Source organism: Caulobacter sp. NIBR1757, from assembly GCF_027912495.1.
Taxonomy (GTDB): Bacteria; Pseudomonadota; Alphaproteobacteria; order Caulobacterales; family Caulobacteraceae; genus Caulobacter.
Genome location: NZ_CP115463.1, coordinates 2,206,953 through 2,228,820, shown reverse-complemented (window position 1 = coordinate 2,228,820; position 21,868 = coordinate 2,206,953). Strand labels below are relative to the sequence as shown.

21 protein-coding genes are annotated in these 21,868 nt (G+C 67.6%); 12 read left to right on the top strand and 9 right to left on the bottom strand.

From position 1 onward, the window contains the following. The first annotated feature begins 115 nt into the window (after nt 1-115). The 4 genes from O5I81_RS10955 (at nt 116) to O5I81_RS10940 (ending at nt 7,204) form a co-directional block, all read left to right on the top strand. Nucleotides 116-658 carry an NADPH-dependent FMN reductase gene (locus O5I81_RS10955; protein ID WP_271068982.1) on the top strand — a complete coding sequence of 181 codons (543 nt, stop codon included), beginning with the start codon at nt 116-118 and terminating at the stop codon, nt 656-658. Between the two features lie 105 nt (nt 659-763). After that, nucleotides 764-1,966 carry a pyridoxal phosphate-dependent aminotransferase gene (locus tag O5I81_RS10950; protein WP_271068981.1) on the top strand — a complete coding sequence of 401 codons (1,203 nt, stop codon included), beginning with the start codon at nt 764-766 and terminating at the stop codon, nt 1,964-1,966. 132 nt (nt 1,967-2,098) lie between these two features. Beyond that, nucleotides 2,099-4,582 carry an FG-GAP-like repeat-containing protein gene (locus O5I81_RS10945; RefSeq protein ID WP_271068980.1) on the top strand — a complete coding sequence of 828 codons (2,484 nt, stop codon included), beginning with the start codon at nt 2,099-2,101 and terminating at the stop codon, nt 4,580-4,582. 138 nt (nt 4,583-4,720) lie between these two features. After that, complete coding sequence (locus O5I81_RS10940) at nt 4,721-7,204, top strand: FG-GAP-like repeat-containing protein (protein ID WP_271068979.1); 2,484 nt, start codon at nt 4,721-4,723, stop codon at nt 7,202-7,204. A gap of 67 nt (nt 7,205-7,271) precedes the next feature. Here O5I81_RS10940 and O5I81_RS10935 read toward each other — a convergent pair whose 3' ends face one another. Beyond that, a complete protein-coding gene (locus O5I81_RS10935; protein ID WP_271068978.1) occupies nt 7,272-7,508 on the bottom strand; it encodes a DUF2171 domain-containing protein in 237 nt (78 codons plus the stop codon). 76 nt (nt 7,509-7,584) lie between these two features. Here O5I81_RS10935 and O5I81_RS10930 point away from each other — a divergent pair, with 76 nt between their 5' ends. Beyond that, a complete protein-coding gene (locus O5I81_RS10930; protein WP_271068977.1) occupies nt 7,585-7,767 on the top strand; it encodes a DUF4169 family protein in 183 nt (60 codons plus the stop codon). A gap of 43 nt (nt 7,768-7,810) precedes the next feature. Here the strand turns inward: O5I81_RS10930 and gatB are convergent, their stop codons facing one another. From gatB to O5I81_RS10910, 4 genes are all read right to left on the bottom strand, one after another. Then, nucleotides 7,811-9,307, bottom strand: coding sequence for an Asp-tRNA(Asn)/Glu-tRNA(Gln) amidotransferase subunit GatB (gene gatB, locus O5I81_RS10925; RefSeq protein WP_271068976.1), 1,497 nt, complete (start codon nt 9,305-9,307; stop codon nt 7,811-7,813). After that, complete coding sequence (gatA, locus tag O5I81_RS10920) at nt 9,307-10,779, bottom strand: Asp-tRNA(Asn)/Glu-tRNA(Gln) amidotransferase subunit GatA (protein WP_271068975.1); 1,473 nt, start codon at nt 10,777-10,779, stop codon at nt 9,307-9,309. Before gatA ends, gatB begins: the two co-directional genes overlap by 1 nt. Beyond that, nucleotides 10,780-11,067, bottom strand: coding sequence for an Asp-tRNA(Asn)/Glu-tRNA(Gln) amidotransferase subunit GatC (gatC, locus tag O5I81_RS10915; RefSeq protein WP_271068974.1), 288 nt, complete (start codon nt 11,065-11,067; stop codon nt 10,780-10,782). Between the two features lie 111 nt (nt 11,068-11,178). Beyond that, nucleotides 11,179-11,565, bottom strand: coding sequence for a hypothetical protein (locus O5I81_RS10910; RefSeq protein WP_271068973.1), 387 nt, complete (start codon nt 11,563-11,565; stop codon nt 11,179-11,181). Between the two features lie 89 nt (nt 11,566-11,654). Here O5I81_RS10910 and ruvX point away from each other — a divergent pair, with 89 nt between their 5' ends. After that, complete coding sequence (ruvX, locus tag O5I81_RS10905; protein WP_271068972.1) at nt 11,655-12,125, top strand: Holliday junction resolvase RuvX; 471 nt, start codon at nt 11,655-11,657, stop codon at nt 12,123-12,125. Between the two features lie 141 nt (nt 12,126-12,266). On the opposite strand, the gene O5I81_RS10900 is transcribed toward ruvX, so the two are convergent. Both O5I81_RS10900 and O5I81_RS10895 read right to left on the bottom strand, forming a co-directional pair. Further along, a complete protein-coding gene (locus O5I81_RS10900; protein ID WP_271068971.1) occupies nt 12,267-13,265 on the bottom strand; it encodes an NADP-dependent oxidoreductase in 999 nt (332 codons plus the stop codon). A gap of 16 nt (nt 13,266-13,281) precedes the next feature. Then, nucleotides 13,282-13,839: a GNAT family protein gene (locus O5I81_RS10895; protein WP_271068970.1), complete on the bottom strand. Its 558-nt coding sequence runs from the start codon at nt 13,837-13,839 to the stop codon at nt 13,282-13,284. 333 nt (nt 13,840-14,172) lie between these two features. Between O5I81_RS10895 and O5I81_RS10890 the strand changes: the two genes are divergently transcribed. The 6 genes from O5I81_RS10890 (at nt 14,173) to O5I81_RS10865 (ending at nt 20,469) form a co-directional block, all read left to right on the top strand. Beyond that, entirely contained in the window at nt 14,173-15,093 is a 921-nt protein-coding gene (locus O5I81_RS10890) for an AEC family transporter (protein WP_271068969.1), read from the top strand. 11 nt (nt 15,094-15,104) lie between these two features. Next, nucleotides 15,105-16,082 (top strand): aspartate carbamoyltransferase catalytic subunit, encoded by a 978-nt coding sequence (locus O5I81_RS10885; protein WP_271068968.1) that lies wholly within the window; start codon nt 15,105-15,107, stop codon nt 16,080-16,082. After that, nucleotides 16,082-17,383 (top strand): dihydroorotase, encoded by a 1,302-nt coding sequence (gene pyrC / locus O5I81_RS10880; protein ID WP_271068967.1) that lies wholly within the window; start codon nt 16,082-16,084, stop codon nt 17,381-17,383. Before O5I81_RS10885 ends, pyrC begins: the two co-directional genes overlap by 1 nt. Nucleotides 17,384-17,435: 52 nt before the next feature. After that, nucleotides 17,436-18,071 (top strand): glycerol-3-phosphate 1-O-acyltransferase PlsY, encoded by a 636-nt coding sequence (gene plsY / locus O5I81_RS10875; RefSeq protein WP_271068966.1) that lies wholly within the window; start codon nt 17,436-17,438, stop codon nt 18,069-18,071. Beyond that, a complete protein-coding gene (gene dprA / locus O5I81_RS10870) occupies nt 18,068-19,150 on the top strand; it encodes a DNA-processing protein DprA (RefSeq protein ID WP_271068965.1) in 1,083 nt (360 codons plus the stop codon). The genes plsY and dprA overlap by 4 nt, the downstream gene beginning before the upstream one ends. Nucleotides 19,151-19,236: 86 nt before the next feature. After that, nucleotides 19,237-20,469 (top strand): serine hydrolase domain-containing protein, encoded by a 1,233-nt coding sequence (locus tag O5I81_RS10865; RefSeq protein ID WP_271068964.1) that lies wholly within the window; start codon nt 19,237-19,239, stop codon nt 20,467-20,469. On the opposite strand, the gene O5I81_RS10860 is transcribed toward O5I81_RS10865, so the two are convergent. Together O5I81_RS10860 and O5I81_RS10855 are read right to left on the bottom strand one after the other, a co-directional pair. Continuing rightward, nucleotides 20,448-21,158, bottom strand: coding sequence for a hypothetical protein (locus O5I81_RS10860; RefSeq protein WP_271068963.1), 711 nt, complete (start codon nt 21,156-21,158; stop codon nt 20,448-20,450). The two genes, O5I81_RS10865 and O5I81_RS10860, sit on opposite strands and share 22 nt — an antisense overlap. 6 nt (nt 21,159-21,164) lie before the next feature. After that, nucleotides 21,165-21,830, bottom strand: coding sequence for a hypothetical protein (locus tag O5I81_RS10855; protein ID WP_271068962.1), 666 nt, complete (start codon nt 21,828-21,830; stop codon nt 21,165-21,167). Between the last annotated feature and the right edge of the window lie 38 nt (nt 21,831-21,868).

Sequence of the window (21,868 nt, the reverse complement as noted above, 5' to 3'; positions counted from 1 at the left end):
TAGCTCATCTCAACTCCAACAGGCCCCGAACCGCTTCAACCGGTCCGCCGACGGACGGTTCCTCAAACCCTTGTATGACTTTGGTTCCCTGTGACTTTGCGGCTACGCTGGCCCCATGAATCTCCTCGGCGTCTCCGGCAGCCTTCGCGCCGCCTCCTTCAACACCAGCCTGCTGCACGCGGCCCAGGACCTGCTGCCAGAAAATGTCAGCCTGACGATCCACGGCCTGCACGACCTGCCGCTGTTCAACCAGGATGTCGAAGCGCAGGGCGACCCGCCCGCCGTCACCGCCTGGAAGGACGCCATCCGGGCGGCCGACGGCATCCTGTTCGCCTGCCCGGAATACAACGCCGGCATCACCGGCGTGCTGAAGAACGCCATCGACTGGGCCAGCCGCGGTTCCCCCGCCCCGCTGACCGGACAGATCGCCTGCATCATCGGCGCCAGCCCCGGCATGACCGGCAGCGCCCGGGCCCAGGACCAGTTGCGCCTCATCCTGCGCCGCACCCTGACCCGCGTCGCGCCGATCGGCGAGGTGCTGGTCTTCCAGGCTCACACGAAGATCGTCGACCGCGTCCTGACCGACGAGAAGACCACCGCCTTCCTCGGCGCCCATCTGAACGCCTTCGTCGACGAGGTCCGCCGACTGCGGGCCTGACACGGTCTCCACGAAAACTGCACGGGCCATCGGTTGCGGCGCAGCACACCCGCGCGTAAGACCCCCGCAATCCTGAAATCCGACCACCCAGGGGAGTCCCAACCGATGTCGCTCGAATCCGCCGCTCTGGCCCGCGTCAAGCCGTCCGCCACCATCGCGGTCTCGGCCAAAGCCCGCCTGTTGCAGCGTGAGGGGCGAAACGTCATCAGCCTGGGCGCCGGCGAGCCGGACTTCGATACGCCGGACAACATCAAGCAGGCGGCCATCGCCGCCATCAACGCCGGCAAGACCAAGTACACCGACGTCGACGGCATGCCGGAGCTGAAGGAAGCCATCTGCGCCAAGTTCTCGCGCGAGAACGGCCTGACCTACAAGCCCAGCCAGATCAACGTCTCGCCGGGCGGCAAGCCGGTCATCTACAACGCCTTCGTCGCCACTCTGAACCCGGGCGACGAGGTCATCATCCCGACCCCCTACTGGGTCAGCTACCCGGACATGGTCTATCTGGCCGGCGGCGAGCCGCGCTTCGTCCAGACCAGCGCCGCGACCAACTTCAAGGTCGATCCGGCCGCCCTCGACGCCGCCATCACCCCGCGCACCCGCTGGGTGCTGCTCAACAGCCCCTCCAACCCGTCGGGCGCCGCCTACACCCGCGCCGAGCTCAAGGCCATCGGCGAGGTTCTGCTGCGCCATCCGCACGTCTGGATCCTGACCGACGACATGTACGAGCACCTGGTGTTCGACGACTTCGAGTTCACCACCATCGCCCAGGTCGTGCCCGAACTCTACGACCGCACCCTGACCATGAACGGCGTCTCCAAGGCCTACAGCATGACCGGCTGGCGCATCGGCTACGCCGGCGGCCCCGAGCCGCTGATCAAGCTGATGGGCAAGGTGATGAGCCAGTCGACCTCCAATCCCTGCTCGGTCTCGCAGTGGGCGGCGGTAGAGGCGCTGAACGGCACTCAGGACTTCATCAAGCCGAACGCCAAACTGTTCCAGGAACGCCGCGACCTCGTCGTCTCGATGCTCAACCAGGCCGCCGGCATGCATTGCCCGACCCCGGAAGGCGCATTCTACGTCTACCCCTCCGTGGCCGAGCTGATCGGCAAGACGGCCCCCACGGGCAAGGTCATCACCGACGACGAGGCCTTCGCGAGCGAACTGCTGGAATCCGAGGGCGTCGCCGTTGTCCACGGCGCCGCGTTCGGCCTCTCGCCGCACTTCCGGATCAGCTACGCCACATCGAACGTTGTTCTTGAAGACGCCTGCGCGCGAATTCAGCGTTTCTGCGGCGCTGTTCGGTAAAGAGTGCTCAACTTTTGGTAACGCGGCGCTAGATAAGCCCCCTCTTACTCATTTTCGGGAGTCGTTGCTTGTGCGAATCATCATCTGTTCGCACAGGAACGCCCCCGGATCTGACCGCAGAGGACTTTGGTCATGGCTTTCACCGCAGTTGTCTCCCTCGCGTCCCTGGATGTAACCATCGGGAGCCAGATCACCGGTGAAGGCGCCTCCAACTTGGCCGGCCAGTCGGTCGCCAATGTGGGAGACATCAACGGCGACGGCATCGATGATTTCGCCATCGGCGCGACCGGCGTCGGCGGCGCCAAGCAGGGCGCCGTCTACGTCGTCTTCGGCACGGTGTCGGGTTTCCCGGCCGACTTCAACCTGGGCGCCCTGAACGGACACAACGGCTTTCAGGTCAACGGCGGCGAATACACCCAGGACGGGGTCGGCACATCCGTGTCAGGCGGCGGCGACGTCAACAATGACGGCATTGACGACCTGATCATCGGCGCCACGGGCGCCGATCCGCAAGGCCCCGGCTCCGGCGCGGCCTACGTCCTCTACGGCAAGAATGTCGCGGTCGACGGCGCCTTCGCCAGCGACATCGCCACCAGCAGCCTGACCGGCGCGACCGGCTTCCAGATCAGCGGCACGAGCGCCGCCGCCAACGTCGGCAACTCGGTCGCCATGGGCGACTTCAACGGCGACGGCATCGAGGACATGCTGGTCGGCGGCAACGGGGCCGACACCTATCGCGGCGCCGGCTACGTCATCTTCGGCAAGGATACCGGCCTCACCGGCGCTTTCGCGGGCGAAATCGATGTCGCAGACCTGGACGGAAACAACGGCTTCAAGATCTCCGGCGTCGCCGCCTACGACCTCGCCGGCGCCTCGGTGACCAACGCCGGTGATATCAACGGCGACGGCATCGACGATATTGCGATCGGCGCCGCCGGCTCCGATTCCAATGGCGCCAATTCCGGCTCCCTCTACATCGTCTACGGCAGCAACAGTGGCTTCAGCGCCACCGTAGGCCTCAGCGGCCTCAACGGGACCAACGGGTTCCGTATCGTCGGTCTGGCCGCCGGCGACGCACTCGGCATTAGCGTTTCGGGCGGGGGCGATTTCAACGACGACGGCGTCGATGATCTCGTCATCGGCGCCAACGGCCTGACCAACAACGGCGGGGCCTTCATCGTCTTCGGCAAGAACACCGCCGTCGCCGGGAATTTCACCAGCACCCTGAACGTCTCCACCCTCGACGGGACCAACGGCGTCCGGATCGACGGCGAGGCATCGGGCGATGGCCTGGGCATCCGGGTCTCCAACCTGGACGACGTCAACGGCGACGGCATCGACGATTTCATGATCGGCGCCAGCGCCCAGGACGACGCCGGCGCCAACGCCGGGGCGGTCTACGTCGTCTTCGGCAAGACCACCTGGGGCGCCACCGCCTCGCTCGCCGCCCTCGACGGAACCAACGGTTTCCAGATCAATGGCGAGGCGGCCGGGGACAACCTGAGCCGCGTCGCGGGGATGGGCGACTGGAACAACGACGGCTTCATGGACATGCTGGTCGGCGCCACGTTGAACGATGCGGGCGGCGAAAGCGCTGGCGCGGCCTGGATCATCTGGGGCCAGGGCGGCGCGCCCGCCTTCGTCGGCACGCCCGCGGACGACGACCTCAGCGGCACGGCGGGTAATGACACCGCCGACGGCGGGGCCGGCAACGATATCCTGCGCGGCCTGGCCGGAGACGATACGATCAACGGCGGCGCCCTCTCCGACCAGCTTTTCGGCGGCGACAACAACGATATCCTGGGCGGCGACGCCGGCGGCGACCTTCTCTACGGCGAGGCCGGCACGGACACGCTCAACGGCGGCGACGGCGCCGACAAACTGTTCGGCGGAACCGGTACAGACCAACTGAACGGCGGCACGGGCAATGACCGCATGGATGGCGGGACCGAGGTCGATACGCTCTCGGGCGGGGCCGGAAACGACTACCTCGACGGCGGCGCCGGGGCCGACGCCATGTCCGGCGGCACGGAGAATGACATCTACATCGTCGATGACGCCGGCGATCAGACCAACGAGAACGTCGGCGAAGGCTACGACATCGTCCGCACCGCCCTCGACGGCTGGGTCCTGGCCGCCAACCTCGAAGGCCTGGAACTGCAAGGCTCCGCGGATATCGACGGCAGCGGCAATGGCGGCGCCAACAACCTGCAGGGCAACGCCGGGGTCAACACCCTGTCCGGCGGGGCCGGCGTCGATACCATCAATGGCAATGACGGCGATGACTTCATCATCGGCGGCGAAGGCAATGACCTGCTGCGCGGCGGACTGGGCGCGGACACCTTCGTCATCGCCCATGCCTTCGGCGGGACACTCGAAACCGACCAGATTTACGACTTCAACGCGGCCGAAGGCGACATCCTCGACCTCTCGGCAGCCTACGCCGGATCCCTCACCGAGGTCGCCAGCTTCAGCAAGACCGCCGGGGAAATGACCGTCACCTTCGCCGCCGGCATCACCACGGTTCGCCTCGACACCAACGGCGACGGCAAGACCGACTACCAGGTCAAGATCAACGGCGACGTTGTCGCCGATACCGGCGACTGGCTGCTCTGACGACAAAAAGGGCTGGCGGCGGCGCGGGCCTGCCCGGTCGATCTGTCCAAAATGGGGAATGGCGATCTCCGTTAGGGATTCATCCACAGGGCGAATCCTACTACTAACCTCTTGAATGAATTCACGGGGTCATTCGTCATGCCGTTTACCGCCACCATCTCGCTCACCAGCCTGGACGGGACCACCGGGTCCCAGATCACCGGTGAAGCCGCCTCCAACTATGCCGGCCAGTCGATCTCCAACGTCGGCGACATCAACGGCGACGGCATCGACGATTTCGCCATCGGCGCCACGGGCGTGGGCGGGGCCAGCCAGGGGGCGGTCTATATCGTCTTCGGCACGGCTTCGGGCTTCCCGGCCAACTTCAGCCTGACCAGCCTCAACGGCACCAACGGCTTCCAGGTCAACGGCGGCGAATACGCCCAGGACTTCGTCGGCGTCTCGGTCGCCGGCGGCGGCGACGTCAACAACGACGGCATCGACGACCTGATCATCGGCGCGTCCGGCGCCGACCCGGACGGCGGCGGCTCCGGCGCGGCCTATGTGCTGTACGGCAAGAACGTCGCCGTTGACGGCGCCTTCGCCAGCGACATCGCCACCAGCAGCCTGAACGGCACGACCGGCTTCCAGATCAGCGGCACCACCGGCGGCGACGGCCTCGGCTTCAATGTCGCCATGGGCGACTTCAATGGCGACGGCATCGAGGACCTGCTGGTCGGCGCCAACCAGGCCGACAACTACCGCGGCGCCGGCTACGTCATCTTCGGCAAGGACACCGGCGTCAACGGCGCCTTCGCCGGCAATATCGACGTCGCCACCCTCGACGGAACCAACGGCTTCAAGATGCCGGCCGTCAACGTCTACGACTACGCCGGCACCTCGGTCACCAACGCCGGCGACATCAACGGCGACGGCATCGACGACATCGCCATCGGCGCGATGGGCTCGGATCCCAACGGCTCCAACTCCGGCTCCGTCTACATCGTCTACGGCAAGAGCACCGGCTTCACCGCCACGGTCAGCCTCAGCGGCCTGGACGGGACCAACGGCTTCCGGATCTCCGGTCTGGCCGCGGGCGACCAGCTCGGCATCAGCGTCTCCGGCGCGGGGGACGTCAACGACGACGGCGTCGACGACCTGGTCATCGGCGCCAACGGCCTGACCAACAACGGCGGCGCCTTCATCGTCTTCGGCAAGAACACCGCCCTGAACGGCAATTTCGCCAGCAACCTCAACGTCTCCGCCCTCGACGGGACCAACGGCGTCCGCTTCGACGGCGAGCTTTCGGGGGATAACCTCGGCATCCGGGTGTCGGGCCTGGGCGATGTCAACGGCGACGGCATCGACGACGTCATCATCGGCGCCACGGGCAAGGACGACACCGGCTCCAACGCCGGCGCCGCCTACGTCGTCTTCGGCCGCACGACCTGGACCGCCAACCCGTCACTTGCGGCCCTGGACGGCACGAACGGCTTCCAGATCAACGGCGAGGCCGCCGGTGACAACCTCAGCCGCGTCGCGGGAATGGGCGACTGGAACAACGACGGCGCGATGGACATGCTGGTCAGCACGTCCTTCCATGACGCGGGCGGCAACAACAGCGGTGCGGCCTGGATCATCTGGGGTCAGGGCGGCGCGCCCGCCTTCGTCGGCACCGCCGGCGACGACGATCTCAGCGGCACGCCGGGCAATGACACCGCCGACGGCGGGGCCGGCAACGACATCCTGCGCGGCCTGGGCGGCGACGATACGATCAGCGGCGGGGCCCTCTCCGACCAGCTGTTCGGCGGCGACAACAACGATGTCCTGAACGGCGATGCCGGCGGCGATCTCCTCTACGGAGAAGCCGGCACGGACACCCTCAACGGCGGCGACGGCGCCGACAAGCTGTTCGGCGGAACCGGCGCCGATCAGCTGAACGGCGGCACGGGTAACGACCGCATGGATGGCGGTACCGATGTCGATACCCTCAACGGCGGCGCCGGCAACGACTATCTCGACGGCGGCGTGGGCGCCGACGTCATGTCGGGCGGCACCGAGAATGACATCTACATCGTCGACGACGCCGGCGACCAGACCATCGAGAACAGCGGCGAAGGCTACGACATTGTCCGCACCGCCCTTGACGGCTGGGTGCTGGCCGCCAACATCGAAGGCCTGGAACTGCAAGGCTCCTCCGACATCGACGGCAGCGGCAACAGCGGCTCCAACAACCTGCAGGGCAACGCCGGGTCCAACACCCTGTCCGGCCTCGCCGGGGTCGACACCATCAACGGCAACGACGGCGACGATTTCATCATCGGCGGTGAAGGCAACGACCTGCTGCGGGGCGGCCTCGGCGCCGACACCTTCATTGTCGCCCACGCCTTCGGCGCGACGCTGGAAACCGACCAGATCTATGATTTCAACGCCGCCGAAGGCGATATCATGGACTTCTCGGGCGCCTACGCCGGCACACTCAGCGAGGTGGCCAGCTTCGGAAAGAACGCGGGCGAGATGACCGTGACCTTCGCGGCCGGCATCACCACCGTCCGCCTGGACATCAACGGCGATGGCAAGGTCGATTACCAGGTCAAGATCAACGGCGACGTCACCGGCGACACCGGCGGCTGGCTGCTCTAGGCATTCGCCGAAATTGACAGAGGCCCGCGGCGCGAACCGCGGGCCTCCTTTTTGCGCTCGGCGAAGCCTAGTGCTTTTCGCGCCAGGCGGCCTTGGCGGCGTCGGCGGTCAGGCTGAGCTTGACCTTGTCGTCCTCGACATAATCCACCCAGCTGAGGGGGATCATGTGGTGCTTGAAACCGCCGGCGAGATCCAGCTTGGCCAGTTCGATGTCGGTCCCGACCACATGGTCCACTCGGCCGACGTGTTTGTCGTCCGAGCCGATGACTTCCATATGTTCGCGGATGGCGGAGGCGTCGGTCATTTGGGTGCTCCCGTGCACGGTTGTGGGACCACAACAACGACTGTCGGCGCGGAGGGTTTCAGGCTAGATTTTCGCCATGGCTGACCTGATCAACCTCAACAAGGCCCGCAAGGCCAAGGCCCGGGCCAGTGGCAAGCAGTCGGCGGTCGAGAACCGCGCGAAATTCGGCCGCACGGGCGTGGACCGTTCGCTGGAAACGGCGCGCAAGGCGAAAGTCGAACAGGCGCTGGACGGCGCGAAGCTGACGCCGGAGGAGTAGCGTTCCTTCTCCCGACAAGCGGGAGAAGGAACCACTTGTGGGCCTACTCCACCCCCAGCTTCGCCTTCAGGATGGCGTTCACGGCCGCCGGATTGGCCTTGCCGGCCATCTCCTTCATCACCTGGCCGACGAACCAGCCGATCGCCTGCGGCTTGTCCTTCACCGCCGCCGCTTGGCCGGGGTTGGCGTCGATCAGCTTCTGCACCACGGCCTCGATGGCCCCGGTGTCGGTCACCTGCACCAGCCCGTGTTTCTCGACGATGGCGGCCGGAGCCCCCTCACCCGCCCACATGTGCTCGAACACCTGTTTGGCGATCTTCGAGGAGATGGTTTCCTTCTCGATCAGCTCGACCAGGGCCGCGATATCAGACGGAGGGATCGGCGAGGCGTCGAACTCCAGCCCCTCGGCCGACAGCTTCGCCGCCAGCTCGTTGGTCGTCCAGTTGGCGGTCAGCTTGGCGTTGCGCCCCACCGCCGCCGTCTCGAAGAACCGGGTCTGCGCCATGTCGCTGGTCAGCACACCGGCGTCGTACGGCGACAGCCCATACTGGCTCTGCAGCCGCGCCTTCTTGGCGTCGGGCAGCTCCGGCAGGCCGGCCTTGATCTCGTCCACCCAGGCCTGCTCGATGACCAGCGGCAGCAGGTCCGGATCAGGGAAGTAGCGATAGTCCATCGCCTCCTCCTTCGACCGCATCGAGCGGGTCTCGCCCTTGCCGGGATCGAACAGGCGGGTCTCCTGGTCGATCTTGCCGCCGTCCTCGAGGATCTCGATCTGGCGCCGGGCCTCGTACTCGATGGCCTGCTGGATGAAGCGATACGAGTTGACGTTCTTGATCTCGCAGCGGGTGCCGAGATGCTTGAAATCGCCGCTGGCCCGGAAGGCGTCATAGCCGCCGACCCGGCAGACCGAGACATTGACGTCGGCCCGCAGGTTGCCCTTCTCCAGGTCCCCGTCGCAGGTGCCCAGGGTCACCACGATGGCGCGGATCTTCTTCACATAGGCCGCGGCTTCCGCCGAAGTGCGGATATGCGGCCGCGAGACGATCTCCATCAGCGCGGTGCCCGACCGGTTCAGGTCGATGAAGGTGGCGTTCGGGTCGAGGTCGTGGATCGACTTGCCGGCGTCCTGCTCCAGGTGCAGCCGCTCGATGCCGACGGTGAAGGTCGTGCCGTCGTCGCGTTCGACCAGAACCTCGCCCTCGCCGACGATCGGATGCTCGAACTGGCTGATCTGATAGCCCTGAGGCAGATCGGGATAGAAGTAGTTCTTGCGGTCGAACCGGCTCTTCAGATTGATCTGGGCGTTGAGGCCAAGACCGGTCCGCACGGCCTGCTCGACGCAGTGCCTGTTCAGCACCGGCAGCATGCCCGGGAAGGCCGCGTCGACCAGCGACACCTGCTCGTTCGGCCCGGCGCCGAAGCCCACGGCCGCGCCGCTGAACAGCTTGGAGTTCGACGCCACCTGGGCGTGGATCTCCAGCCCCATGACGATTTCCCAGTCGCCAGTGCGACCTTTGATGAGATCGGACTTCTCAGCCATTACCACCACCGTTCCGCGCGGGCCTTGAACCCGGCGGCCTTTTCAATCGCTCCAGCCACGGAGAACACCGTCCCCTCGTCCAGCGCCCGCCCGATCAGCTGCAGCCCAAGCGGCAGCCCCTGCGCGTCCAGCCCCGCCGGCACGCTGATCGACGGCAGGCCGGCCAGGTTGGTCGTCACCGTGAAGACGTCATTCAGATACATGGCGATCGGATCGGCATTCCGCTCACCCAGCGCGAAGGCCGCCGACGGCGCCGTCGGGGTCAGCAGCACGTCGCACTGTTCCCAGGCCCGGTCGAAGTCCTCGGCGATGCGGCGACGCACCCTCAGGGCCTTCAGGTAGTAGGCGTCGTAATAGCCGGCGCTCAGCACATAGGTGCCGATCAGCAGCCGCCTTTTCACTTCCGCGCCAAAGCCTTGCGCCCGGGTGTTCTCGTAGATTTCGGTGAGGTTCTTGCCCTCGGCCCGGAAGCCGTAGCGCATGCCGTCATAGCGGGCGAGGTTCGAGGACGCCTCGGCCGGGGCCACGATGTAATAGGCCGGCAGGGCGTATTTGGTGTGCGGCAGGGAGATCTCGACGATCTCGCAACCGGCCTCGCGCAGCCATGCGATGCCGTCTTCCCACAGCTTCTCGATCTCGGCCGGCATGCCGTCGACCCGGTATTCCCTCGGCACCCCGACCCGCAGGCCCTTTACCGACTTGCCGACAAAGCTCGCGAAATCAGGGGTTTCGACGTCCAGGCTGGTGCTGTCCCTGGCGTCATGACCGGCCATGCTGGTCAGCAGGATGGCCGCATCCTCGACCGTCTTGGCGATCGGCCCGGCCTGGTCGAGCGAGGACGCGAACGCCACCACGCCCCAGCGCGAGCAGCGCCCGTAGGTCGGCTTGATCCCGACCGTGCCGGTAAAGGCCGCCGGCTGGCGGATCGAACCGCCCGTGTCGGTCGCCGTGGCGCCCAGGCACAGGTCCGCCGCCACCGCCGACGCCGAACCGCCCGACGACCCTCCGGGGGTCAGCGCCTGGTTGCCGCCCTTGACCTTCCACGGGTTCACAACCGGCCCGAAGGCGCTGGTTTCGTTGGACGAGCCCATGGCGAACTCATCCATGTTCAGCTTGCCCAGCATGACCGCGCCGTCGCCGAACAGGTTGGCCGTCACCGTGCTCTCATACGGCGGCTTGAAGTCGCCGAGGATCTTCGAGCAGGCCGTGGCCCGCACGCCCTCGGTGCAGAACAGGTCCTTGATGCCCAATGGCGCGCCTTCCAGCGGCCCTGCGGTCCCGGCGGCGATCTTCGCATCCGAGGCGGCGGCCATCTCCAGCGCCTTGTCCGGCGTCTCCAGCACATAGGCATTGAGCTGCCGCGCGGCCTCGACCGCCTCGATATGGGCGCGGGTCAGCTCGACGGCCGAAAACTGTTTGCCCTTCAGGCCTTCCAGCGCGGCCTTCAGGGTCAGTGAGGTCAGGGTCGACATCTATTCCACCACTTTCGGCACGATGAAGAAGCCATCGGCCGTCTTCGGCGCATTCAGCACCACCTTGTCGACACAGGCCCCGTCGGTGACCACGTCCTCGCGCAGCGGCAGGGTCATCGCGACCGCCGAGGTCATCGGCTCGACGCCGTCGGTATCGACCTCGTTCAGCTGCTCGATCCACTGCATGATGCCGTTGATCTCCTGGGCCATCGGCTCCAGGGCGTCCTCGGGAACAGCAATCCGGGCGAGACGGGCGACTTTGCGCACCGTGGCGGCGTCAACGGCCATTGGCCAAACTCCAGTCGAAGCGAAAGGCGGTGGTTAGCCGCCGCGGGGCCGCTTTGACAAGGATAACCCGGCGTTTCGTCGCCTTCGACGCCAGATTGTGACCGTTTCGATCTATTTGATCCTGATCTTCAGCGTCCGCTTGTCCTGCACCCGGCTGAAGTCCAGCGTGACCGTCCGGTCCCGGCCGTTCTCGACGACGTCCAGCTCGGCGCCGGTGACATCGTCCTCCGGCACGATCCGCCAGCGCTCGAACGCCCCGATCTCATAGGTCAGCCAGCCGGTCATGGCCTTGGGCGAGGCGATGGTGATGAACAGCGTCCCCTGGTCCACGTACAGCCAGGTCTCGGTCGGGGCGTCAGCCACCGGATCGGCCCCGCGCGGCGGCGGCGCGCCCATCATCGTGGTCAGGGTCTTGCTCTGGATCGAGACAGACCAGTCCTGGGCCGAGACCGGCGTGGCGATCAACAGCAGGGCGAGGGCGGAGAGAAGGAGGCGCATGCCCTACCCTTGCCCGTTTCGCCCCGCCCCGCCCCCTCTGTTCGGGGGGCCGGTTTGACCCGGCCGCCGCGCGCGCCTACAGCCCGCCCATGGCCATTCTCGACATCCTCGACCTGCCGGCCGCCCTGCCGCAATACGCCCCCATCGTCGGCCTCGACCCTGGCGAGAAGACCATCGGCGTCGCGGTCTCAGACATCACCCGCACCGTCGCCAGCCCGCTCGACGTCATCCGCCGCGAGAAGTTCACCCAGGACGCCGCCGTCCTGTTCAAACTGATGGAGAGCCGTGGCGCGCTCGGCATCGTCATCGGCCTGCCGGTCAACATGGACGGCACGGAGGGCGTCCGCTGCCAGTCCAACCGCGCCCTGGCCCGCAACCTGCTCCGCCTGCGCGACCTCCCCATCGCCTTCTGGGACGAGCGCCTGTCCACGGCGGCGGTGACCCGGGTGCTGATCGACGAGCACGATGTGAACCGCAAGAAACGCGGCGAAGTCGTCGACAAACTCGCCGCCACCTGGATCTTGCAAGGGGCCCTGGAGCGCCTGAGGAACGCCCAATAACCCCTGTCATCCTCCGGGGCCGCGCAGCGGCAACCGGGGGACCCATGCCGGCTCTGGATTGACTCCCAGGCTGTCTTCACGCGGACAGTTGGGTCCCCCGATCCGCTTCGCGGTCGGAGGATGACAGCGTTGGGGTCGCTCCTACCCCGCCACCTTCACCATCCGCTTGCCGACATTCTCCCCCGCCAGCAGCCCGATCAGCGCCCCCGGCAGGCTCTCCAGCCCCTCCAGCACGTCCTCCTGCACCTTCAGCTGCCCGCTCTTCACCCAGCCCTGCAGGTCCGCCATGGCCTGGTCGTTCCGCTCCGCGAAATCGCTGACGATGAACCCCCGCATGACCAGCCGCTTGGTGACGATCAGGCCCGGCACCCCGCGCGGTCCGAACGGCGCGGCGCTGTCGTACTGCGACACCGCCCCGCAACAGGCGATCCGCCCGTGCACGTTCATCTGGAACAGGCAGGCCTCGAGGATCTCCCCGCCGGTGTTGTCGAAATAGACGTCGATGCCGCCCGGCGCCGCCTTCTTCAGGTCCTTGAACAGGTTGCCGCCCTTGTAGTCGACCGCCTCGTCGAACCCGAATTCGTCCTTCAGCATCTGGCACTTGGCCGCCCCGCCGGCGATGCCAACCACCCGGCAACCCTTGATCCTGGCGATCTGCCCGACGAACAGCCCGACCGACCCCGCCGCCGCCGACACCACCACCGTCTCCCCGGCCTTGGGCAGCCCGCATTCCAGCAGGCCGAAATAGGCCGTCAGCCCGGCCACGCCGTAGACGCTCAGGAGATTGGTCAGCGGCTCGATGCGCGGCAGCTTGGCCAGGTGTTTGGCCGGCAGCACCGCATACTCCTGCCAGCCGGTGTCGGCGAACACCAGGTCGCCGGGCTTGAGGCTGTCGGCCTTCGACTCGACCACCTCGGCCAGCGCCCCACCGGCCATCACATCGCCGGCCTGCAGCGCCGAGCGATAGGTCGCCCCCTGCATCCAGGCCCGGTTGGCCGCGTCCAGGCTGACATACAGCACCTTCAGCAGCACCTCCCCCTCGCCCGGCGAGCCGACCGTCCCTTCCGTCTGGCGGAAGTGCGTCGGCTCCAGCTTGCCCTTGGGCAGGTCGGCGAGGACGATCTGGCGGTTGGCGGTCATGGCGGGCTCTCTTTCCTCAGGATTTGGCGGGGCCCTGCGAAGATGCAGCCCCCCGGTACTCGTCGGCAAGGATGGCGTAGAGATACTCGTCCCACCATTCCCCGCCCTCACGCGGGATGCACTGGAGCAGGAGGCCCTCGCGCCGCATCCGCAGCTTTTCCATCACCCGCCAGGAGGCGGTGTTTTCCGGCTGGCAGGTGGCGATCACCCGATGGCAGCCGAGGGTCTCGAAGGCATGGGCGAGCAGCGCCGCCGCCGCCTCGGTGGCATAGCCCCACCCCTGGTGCGCCCGCCCGAACACCCAGCCGATTTCATAGGTGTGCGACCCCGCCCACGGATGGAAGACCATGTGGCCGATGAAGGCTTCCGGGTCGCGGGTCAGAACGGCCACCGCCGGCGCGTCATCCCGGGCGCTCCTGTCGACCCAAGCCCGCGCCATCTCTTCGTCCATCAGGCCCTCGGGCAGCCAGGCCGTCACCTCCGGATCGGACATGTAGCGATGGAACGCCGGCCAGTCGTCTGGCCGGATCGCCCTCAGTGTCAGCCGTTCGGTGGTCCGCGCCCGAAAGGTCACCCGATCATTCCTCCCCGGCGCTCCAGGCCGCCGCGAAAACCCCGATGAATATGTCTAGACATATCCATTTTCGACCCCATTCGGCTCGACAAATCCCGGTGTCGTCGTTTTTCCCGCAACGTAGGCATCGGCCTCACATTCACACCTACATTCCCCGCGCCTCTGTCAACGCCACGCCTACGTAGGCGCCAACATTCACAGCCTCAACGCCACCCTTAAGTCACTCAAAGAAAAAACCTTTTCCGGTCCGACGCGCCTCCCCCCGCAGCAGAGCTGGTATAATGGTCAGCCGCTTCGATAACCGCCCCGCCGGAATCCCTGTACAGCCGCCCCATGAGCGCAATCCTCCTCGGCGTCCTGCCCGTCTTCGCCATGATCGCGCTCGGCTGGGGCCTGCGCGCCAGCAAGTTCATTCCCGAGGAGCATTGGCCCGCCATCGAGCGGATCACCTATTTCGTCTTCTACCCCGGCTTCCTGGCCCCCGCCGTCTGGAAGGCCGACTTCTCGGCCCTGTCGGCCGGCGCTCTGGCCATCGGCGCCATGGGCGGCATCGCCATCGTCGCCACCGTCGTCCTGCTGGCCAAGCCGCTGCTCAAGCTGTCGGACGCCTCCTACACCTCGGTGTTCCAGGGCTCCTTGCGCTGGAACGCCTTCGTCTTCCTGCCGCTGGTGGCGGTGGTCTACGGCCCGTCCGGGGCCAGCCTGGGGGCGATGATCATGGGCGCCCTGATCCCGGCCATCAACATCATCTGCGTCCTGGTGATGAGCCGCTGGGGGGAGGGCCAGGGCGGCGGGCTCAAGGCCGCGCTCAGGGGCCTGGCCCAGAACCCCGTCCTCTGGGGCTGCGGCGTCGGGGCCCTGCTCAATGTGCTGCACACCCCCAAAGTCCCGGTGGTGATGAACACCGCCCAGCTGCTCTCCGACGCCGCCTTCGCGCTGGGCCTGCTGGTCGCCGGCGCCGGTCTCAACTTCGCCTATGTCCGCCGCCGCCAGCTGCTGATCGTCAGCGTCAGCGCCATCAAGATCCTCGTCCTGCCGGTGCTGATGTGGGGCCTGACCCGTCTGGCCGGCGGCGACGAGACGGCCCAGGGCATCGCCCTCCTGGCCGGCTCCGCCCCCGGCGCCGCCGCCTCCTACGTCCTCGCCCGCCAGATGGGCGGCGACGCCCCGCTGATGGCCGGCATCGTCGCCTTCACCACGGTCGCCAGCCTGCTGACCATTCCCGCCCTTCTCATCCTCTTCCACCTGCCGTAAGAGGCCCGCTCATGACGGCCAACGCCCCGGGAATCGACGACCTCCGAAGCAGGACCTTCCCGTTTCCGTTCCGCCACTTCCTGTCGGCGGGCGATCTCAACATCGTTCAGGTCAGCGAACTCCTCGACCTCGCCGACCACTTCGTCGATTTCAACCACCGCGCCTCCAAGAAGCTCGACCTTCTCAAGGGCCGCACGGTGATGAACCTCTTCTTCGAGCCCTCGACCCGCACCCAGTCCAGCTTCGAGATCGCCGCCAAGCGGCTCGGCGCCGACACGGTCAACATGAGCCCGCGCTCCTCGTCGATGACCAAGGGCGAGACCCTCATCGACACCGCCGTCACCCTGAACGCCATGCAGCCGGACATCCTCATTGTTCGCCACGGCTCGAGCGGCGCCGCCGCCCTGCTGGCCCAGAAGGTCGGCTGCAGCGTCGTCAACGCCGGCGACGGCCAGCATGAACACCCGACCCAGGCCCTGCTCGACGCCCTGGCCATGCGCCGCGCCTTCGGGTCCCTGGCCGGCCTCACGGTCGCCATCTGCGGCGACGTCGCCCACAGCCGCGTGGCCCGGTCCAACGTCGCCATGCTCAGCGTCCTGGGCGCCGAGGTCCGGCTGGTTGGCCCGCCGACCCTCATTCCCGCCGGGGCAGAGCACTGGGGTGTGGAGATCCATCACGACATGAAGTCGGGTCTCAGGGGCGTGGATGTGGTGATGATGCTGCGGCTGCAGCTGGAGCGGATGCAGGGCGCCCTGGTGCCCTCGACCCGTGAGTACTTCCGCTTCTACGGCCTTGATCGCGAACGGCTTTCCTATGCCGCCAGCGGCGCCAAGGTCATGCACCCCGGCCCCATGAACCGCGGCGTCGAGATCGACAGCGACGTCGCCGACGACCCGGCCGTCAGCCTGATCCAGAACCAGGTCGAGATGGGCGTCGCCGCCCGCATGGCGGTGCTGGCCAGCCTCGCCCACCGGCTGGATAACGCCTGATGGCCCGCCCGCAACCCACCGCCTTCCAGAACGCCCGCTTGGTCGATCCCGAGAGCCGCTACGATGGCCCGGGCTCCCTCATCGTCTCCGAAGGCGTCATCGTCGACGTCGCAAAGGGTCGTGAATTCAAGGACCTGTCGGGCGATGTTCGCGTCATCGACTGCAACGGCGCCATGCTGGCGCCCGGCCTCATCGACCTGCGCGTCAAGACCGGCGAGCCCGGGGCCGAGCCCAAGGAAACCCTGAAGTCCGCCGCCCAGGCTGCCGCCGCCGGCGGCGTCACCTCGATGGTGGTGCAGCCTGACACCGACCCGGCCATCGACGATCCGGCCATGGTCGACTTCATCCTGCGCCGGGCCCGCGACATCGAGCTGGTCAACGTCTACCCGGCCGGCGCCGCCACCAAGGGGCTGAAGGGCCAACACCTGGCCGAGATCGGCCTGATGCGGGACGCCGGCTGCGTCTTCATCACCGATGCCGACCATTCCATTGTTGATTCAAGGGTTTTCCGCCGAATTCTCGCCTACGCCAAGGCCTTCGGCATGCTGGTCGCCCACCGCCCGGCCGACCCCTGGCTGACCGGCGACGCCGGCGCCACCGAGGGCGACTTCGCCGCCCGCCTGGGCATCCCGGCCGCCCCGACCGCCGCCGAGACCATCATGCTCGAGCGCGACCTGGCCCTGGCCGAACTGACCGGCGCCCGCCTGCTGGTCGACCAGATCACCTGCGCCGCCAGTCTCGACGCGCTCAAACGCGCCAAGGCCAGGGGGGTAAAGGTCCACGCCTCGGTCTCGATCAACCACCTCAGCTTCAACGAACTCGACATCGGCGACTACCGCACCTTCGCCAAGCTCGACCCGCCCCTGCGCAGCGAGGACGACCGCCAGGCTCTGATCGACGCCCTGGCCGACGGCCTGATCGACGTCGTCGTCTCGGCTCACGCCCCGGCTCCCGCCGAAGACAAACGCCTCCCCTACGCCGAGGCCGCCCCCGGTTCGGTCGGGCTGGAAACCCTGCTCCCGGCCCTGCTGGCCTTCCATCATGACGACCGGATCCCGCTGGTCGACCTGATCCGCGCCGTCACCCTGGCCCCCGCCCAGCTCCTCGGCCTGCAGACCGGCCGCCTGTCCTCCGGCGCCCCGGCCGACCTCGTCCTCTGCGATCTCGGCGCCCCGGTGATCGTCGATGCCGACAAGCTGCGCTCCAAATCCAAGAATTCCGCCTTCGACGGTCGGAGGCTCCAGGGCCAGGTGCTGATGACCCTGGTCGACGGCCGCGTGGTCTACCGGACGGCTGACTGACCTCTTGCTCCCCGCCCGTTGGCGCGGCATCGTTCCCAAGGGAGGAACAAACATGGAATCCTTGGCTGGCGCCGTTTACCTGACGCTCGGGCTGGTCGTCGTGGGCGGCTATCTCCTCGGCTCGATCCCGTTCGGGCTGCTCAGCGCCCGTATCGCCGGCATCGACATCCGCACCGTCGGCTCGGGCAACATCGGCGCGACCAATGTCCTGCGCACAGGCCGCAAGGACTTGGCCCTGCTGGCCCTGATCGGCGACAGCGGCAAGGGCGCGCTTGCCGTGCTGCTGGCCGGCCTGCTCACCCACTGGACCCCGCTGGTCATGGCGCTCGCCGCCGGCGCCGCCTTCACCGGCCACCTCTTCCCGGTCTGGCTGAAGTTCAAAGGCGGCAAGGGCGTGGCCACCTTCTTCGGCACCATGCTGGCCATCGCCTGGCCGGTCGGCCTGCTGGCCGGCGCCGCCTGGCTGCTGACCGCCTTCCTGTTCCGCATGTCGTCCCTGGCCGGCCTGACCGCCGTCGCCCTGGCCCCCTTCTTCGCCCTGGCCACCGAACAGCCCTACCCGGTCGTCGTCCTGGCCGCCTTCATGGCCGTGCTGGTCTTCATCCGTCACCGCGAAAACATCGGCCGCCTGCTCAAGGGCACGGAGCCGAAGATCGGCGCCAAGAAGGACGCGCCGCCCGCCGCATGACCGACGAGGAGCGCCTCGCCTGGCTGCGCCTGGCCCGCACCGAACAGGTCGGTCCGGTCGCCTTCGAGAACCTGCTCGGCCGCTACGGCTCGGCGCGGGCCGTCATGGACGCCCTGCCGGATCTCGCCCAGCGGGCCGGCCGCTCCGGTCCCTTGCGCATCCCCAGCCTCGACGACGCCCGCCGCGAACTCGACGCCGGTACAAGGGCCGGGGCCAGGCTCTTCTGTTCCTGCGAGCCGGCCTTCCCTTATCTGCTGGCCGCCCTCGACCCGCCGCCGCCGCTGATCTGGGTGCTCGGCGACCTCGCCATTGCCAGCCGCCCGACCGCCGCCATCGTCGGGGCCCGCGTCGCCTCGGCCGGCGGCCAGAAGTTCGCCCGCGGCCTGGCCGCCCAGCTCGGCGAGGCCGGCGTCACCATCGTCTCGGGCCTGGCCCGCGGCATCGACGGCGCGGCCCACCTCGGCGCCCTGCCGACCGGCACCATTGCCGTCCTCGGCGGCGGCCCCGACGACATCTACCCGCCCGAACACGCCGACCTGCATCGCCAGATCGCCGAGCGCGGCGCCATCGTCTCCGAAAGCCCGCCCGGCTACCGGGCCCAGGCCCGCGACTTCCCCCGCCGCAACCGCATCATCTCCGGCCTGTCCCTGGCGGTGGTCATCGTCGAGGCCGAACTGCGCTCCGGCTCCCTGATCACCGCCCGGCTGGCGAACGAGCAGGGCCGTGAAGTCCTCGCCGTCCCCGGCTCACCCCTCGATCCCCGCGCCAAGGGCACCAACGACCTGATCCGCCAGGGCGCCCAGATGTGCGAGACCGCCGACGACGTCCTGACCGCCATCCGCGACATGTCCCTGCGCGAACGCGAGCCGCCCGCCTGGAAGGGCCCGGCCGTCAGCGATCGCGACATCGAGATTCTGCGCGAACGCCTCGCCGAGCTGCTGTCGCCAACCCCCGTCTCGCGCGACGAACTGGTCCGGGCCACCGGCGCGCCGGTCGCCGCCGTGCTGGCCGCCCTCACCGAACTGACCTTGGCCGGCCGCGCCGAACTGCTGCCGGGCGGCATGGTCACGCAGGGCTGAGGCCGTACCCAAGTTTCAAACTGGCGTTCAAACAGCTGTTCGGCCATGATGCCGGCAACAAACCAGAACATGCGGGAGACTTCAGGATGGACGCGCAATCGAACTGGACCGGCCTCGACGCCGACCGCCTGGAGCGCATCGGCGAGCATCTCCAGAAGCAGTATATCGACAAGGGCCGCATCGCCGGCTGCCAGATCGCCGTCACCCGTCACGGCCATCCCGCCTACAACGCCGTGTTCGGCAGCATGGACCTCGAGCGCAACAAACCCATGCAGGAAGACACTATCTTCCGCATCTATTCGATGACCAAGCCGATCACCTCGGTCGCCCTGATGACCCTGTTCGAGCGCGGCATGTTCCAGCTCGAGGATCCGGTGCAGCGCTTCTTCCCCGAGTGGAAGAACCAGCGCGTCTGGGTCAGCGGCGAAGGCGACGACATGGTCACCGCGCCGCTCGACCGCCCGGTCAGCATCCGCGACGTCCTGACCCACATGAGCGGCCTGACCTACGGCGGCGGCCTGCCCGGCGTCGGCATCCAGCATCCGGTCGACAAGGTCTATCGGGCCTTGAAGGTGCGCAGCCTCGGCTCCACCGACAGCCTCTCCGAATTCATGACCAAGCTTTCCCAGGTCCCGCTTCTGTTCCAGCCGGGCACCAAGTGGATGTACAGCCTCGCCACCGACGTCTGCGGCGCCCTGGTCGAACGCATCAGCGGCGTGCCCTTCGACAAGTACCTGCAGGACGTCATCTTCGATCCGCTGGGCATGGTCGACACCGCCTTCCACGTCGCGCCGGAGAAGGCCCACCGCTTCGCCTCCAACTACCAGCGCAATGCCGACAAGACCCTCGGCCTGATGGACGACGCCGGGACCAGCGCCTACCTCAAGCCGGCCGGCTTCCTGTCCGGCGGCGGCGGCCTGACCGGCACCTGCGCCGACTACATGCGCTTTGCCGAGATGCTGCGCCGGGGCGGCGAGCTGGACGGGGTGCGGATCATCGGCCCCCGCACCCTGGACCTGATGACCCGCAACCACCTGCCCGGCGACCAGGACCTGACCGAGATCGCCCTCGGCAGCTTCTCCGAAACCGCCAACAGCGGCGTCGGCTTCGGCCTGGGCTTCGCCAGCACCATGGACGTGGTCAGCACCGGCACGCTCGGCGAGGGCGACTTCTATTGGGGCGGCGCGGCCTCGACCATCTTCTGGGTCGATCCGCACGAGGAGCTCAGCGTTGTCTTCATGACCCAGCTGATGCCGTCGGGGACCTTCAACTTCCGCGGTCAGCTGAAGAACATCATCTACTCGGCGATGGTGGATTGAGCAGCCCTTCGCCGGGCCGCTTCGGCGGCCTTGGCGGCGCGCCGACGCAGGAGGCCGATCTCATCCCGGCGGACGTCGCGCCGCCAGACAAGCGTGCTCATCGCCCCGGCGTCGCGGTTCGCGCGCACCAGGGCGAACAGGCCCGCCTTGCCGTCGGGCCGACAATTCTTTCCATCAAGGATGGCGCCCTCGAAGGGCTCCAGAGTCAGAACCCGCCCCTCCCTGTTCGGCCACGTCGTTCCCTCAGGGGCCTCAGGGCCACAGAACAACATGCCAAATCCGACGCGGGTGGCCGCCCCTGTGGCGTCCTGCTTTTCCCGGGTGACGAAGAAGAGACCTATGTTGGACTCCGTTTCGCTGGACGTGGTCTGCAGGGCGTAGAGACCGGGATCGGCCTCAGCCAGTAACCATTCCTGGTCGTTCCCCTCGGCGGCAAAGGCTTTGGAAAGCGCCGGCTTCTCAACGAAAATGAAGTCGGCGCATTCGGGCCAGTTCCGCACGGATCTGGCGATCTCGAAGGGGCAGGCAGCATCCCGCGCCACGCCTTGCGTCCAGATGCCTGGCCTGACGGTCCACTCGGGCGCCGCGTCCGCAGACGTCAGGATCGGCTGCTCCGTCTGCACCAAGTTTTCGCACCCGCCGAGTGCAAGCACGCCAAACACAAGCAGCAGGAGATGACTCGCACGCATGACCGACTAACCTTTCGAACCGGTATTGGACTCCACCGGCTGCGCCTCGACCCAGTCGCCGGGCCGTTCTTCCCGCACCCAGCGGAAGCCGCCAGCGCCGTGGTGATTGCCCTTGGGATCGGCGCGGCTGGCGCTGGCGGCGGCGATCAGGCCGGCGCGCCCCTTGGCGGCGCATCCGCCCTCCTCGACCACGACGCCCGGATAGGGTTCGAGGGTCTGGTAGCGCGGCTTGCCGCCCTCGGTCTTCGATCCTTCCGGCGGCGGCGGGCCGCACTTCAGCCGCCAGCGGCGCAGGGCGATCATCCGGCCGCTCTCGTCGAGCCGAACGCCGTCGACGCCGTGATAGCTGTAGAAGCCATCGGCGCCGGGATCGCTGGGTCCGGTCTGGGCGACCTGGAAATCGGGTGCGACGCCGACCCGCATGGCCTCCATTAGGCCCGGATCATTCTCGACGGCCTCGTCCGGATGGGCGGCGCGGCCGCGGCGAACGATGAAGGCCTCGTCGCAATCCCAGGCGGGAAGATCGAGTGAAACATCGGCCGAACAGCCGTCCCCGACCCAGACGCCATCCCGCGCAGGCGGTAGCGCATCGCGGTCGGCGGCAAACAGCACCGGGGTCCTGGTGGTCAGCACATCGTCGTTGCAGGCGGTCAGGCCAACAGCGGCAAGCAACAAAGCAATCGATAACGTCCGCATCACGCTCTCCTCAC

Bases quoted from the DNA above. Each gene is read 5' to 3' on its own strand.
- O5I81_RS10955 (WP_271068982.1), top strand. From the start codon at position 116: ATGAATCTCCTCGGCGTCTCCGGCAGCCTTCGCGCCGCCTCCTTCAAC.
- O5I81_RS10950 (WP_271068981.1), top strand. From the start codon at position 764: ATGTCGCTCGAATCCGCCGCTCTGGCCCGCGTCAAGCCGTCCGCCACC.
- O5I81_RS10945 (WP_271068980.1), top strand. From the start codon at position 2,099: ATGGCTTTCACCGCAGTTGTCTCCCTCGCGTCCCTGGATGTAACCATC.
- O5I81_RS10940 (WP_271068979.1), top strand. From the start codon at position 4,721: ATGCCGTTTACCGCCACCATCTCGCTCACCAGCCTGGACGGGACCACC.
- O5I81_RS10935 (WP_271068978.1), bottom strand. From the start codon at position 7,508: ATGACCGACGCCTCCGCCATCCGCGAACATATGGAAGTCATCGGCTCG.
- O5I81_RS10930 (WP_271068977.1), top strand. From the start codon at position 7,585: ATGGCTGACCTGATCAACCTCAACAAGGCCCGCAAGGCCAAGGCCCGG.
- gatB (WP_271068976.1), bottom strand. From the start codon at position 9,307: ATGGCTGAGAAGTCCGATCTCATCAAAGGTCGCACTGGCGACTGGGAA.
- gatA (WP_271068975.1), bottom strand. From the start codon at position 10,779: ATGTCGACCCTGACCTCACTGACCCTGAAGGCCGCGCTGGAAGGCCTG.
- gatC (WP_271068974.1), bottom strand. From the start codon at position 11,067: ATGGCCGTTGACGCCGCCACGGTGCGCAAAGTCGCCCGTCTCGCCCGG.
- O5I81_RS10910 (WP_271068973.1), bottom strand. From the start codon at position 11,565: ATGCGCCTCCTTCTCTCCGCCCTCGCCCTGCTGTTGATCGCCACGCCG.
- ruvX (WP_271068972.1), top strand. From the start codon at position 11,655: ATGGCCATTCTCGACATCCTCGACCTGCCGGCCGCCCTGCCGCAATAC.
- O5I81_RS10900 (WP_271068971.1), bottom strand. From the start codon at position 13,265: ATGACCGCCAACCGCCAGATCGTCCTCGCCGACCTGCCCAAGGGCAAG.
- O5I81_RS10890 (WP_271068969.1), top strand. From the start codon at position 14,173: ATGAGCGCAATCCTCCTCGGCGTCCTGCCCGTCTTCGCCATGATCGCG.
- O5I81_RS10885 (WP_271068968.1), top strand. From the start codon at position 15,105: ATGACGGCCAACGCCCCGGGAATCGACGACCTCCGAAGCAGGACCTTC.
- pyrC (WP_271068967.1), top strand. From the start codon at position 16,082: ATGGCCCGCCCGCAACCCACCGCCTTCCAGAACGCCCGCTTGGTCGAT.
- plsY (WP_271068966.1), top strand. From the start codon at position 17,436: ATGGAATCCTTGGCTGGCGCCGTTTACCTGACGCTCGGGCTGGTCGTC.
- dprA (WP_271068965.1), top strand. From the start codon at position 18,068: ATGACCGACGAGGAGCGCCTCGCCTGGCTGCGCCTGGCCCGCACCGAA.
- O5I81_RS10865 (WP_271068964.1), top strand. From the start codon at position 19,237: ATGGACGCGCAATCGAACTGGACCGGCCTCGACGCCGACCGCCTGGAG.
- O5I81_RS10860 (WP_271068963.1), bottom strand. From the start codon at position 21,158: ATGCGTGCGAGTCATCTCCTGCTGCTTGTGTTTGGCGTGCTTGCACTC.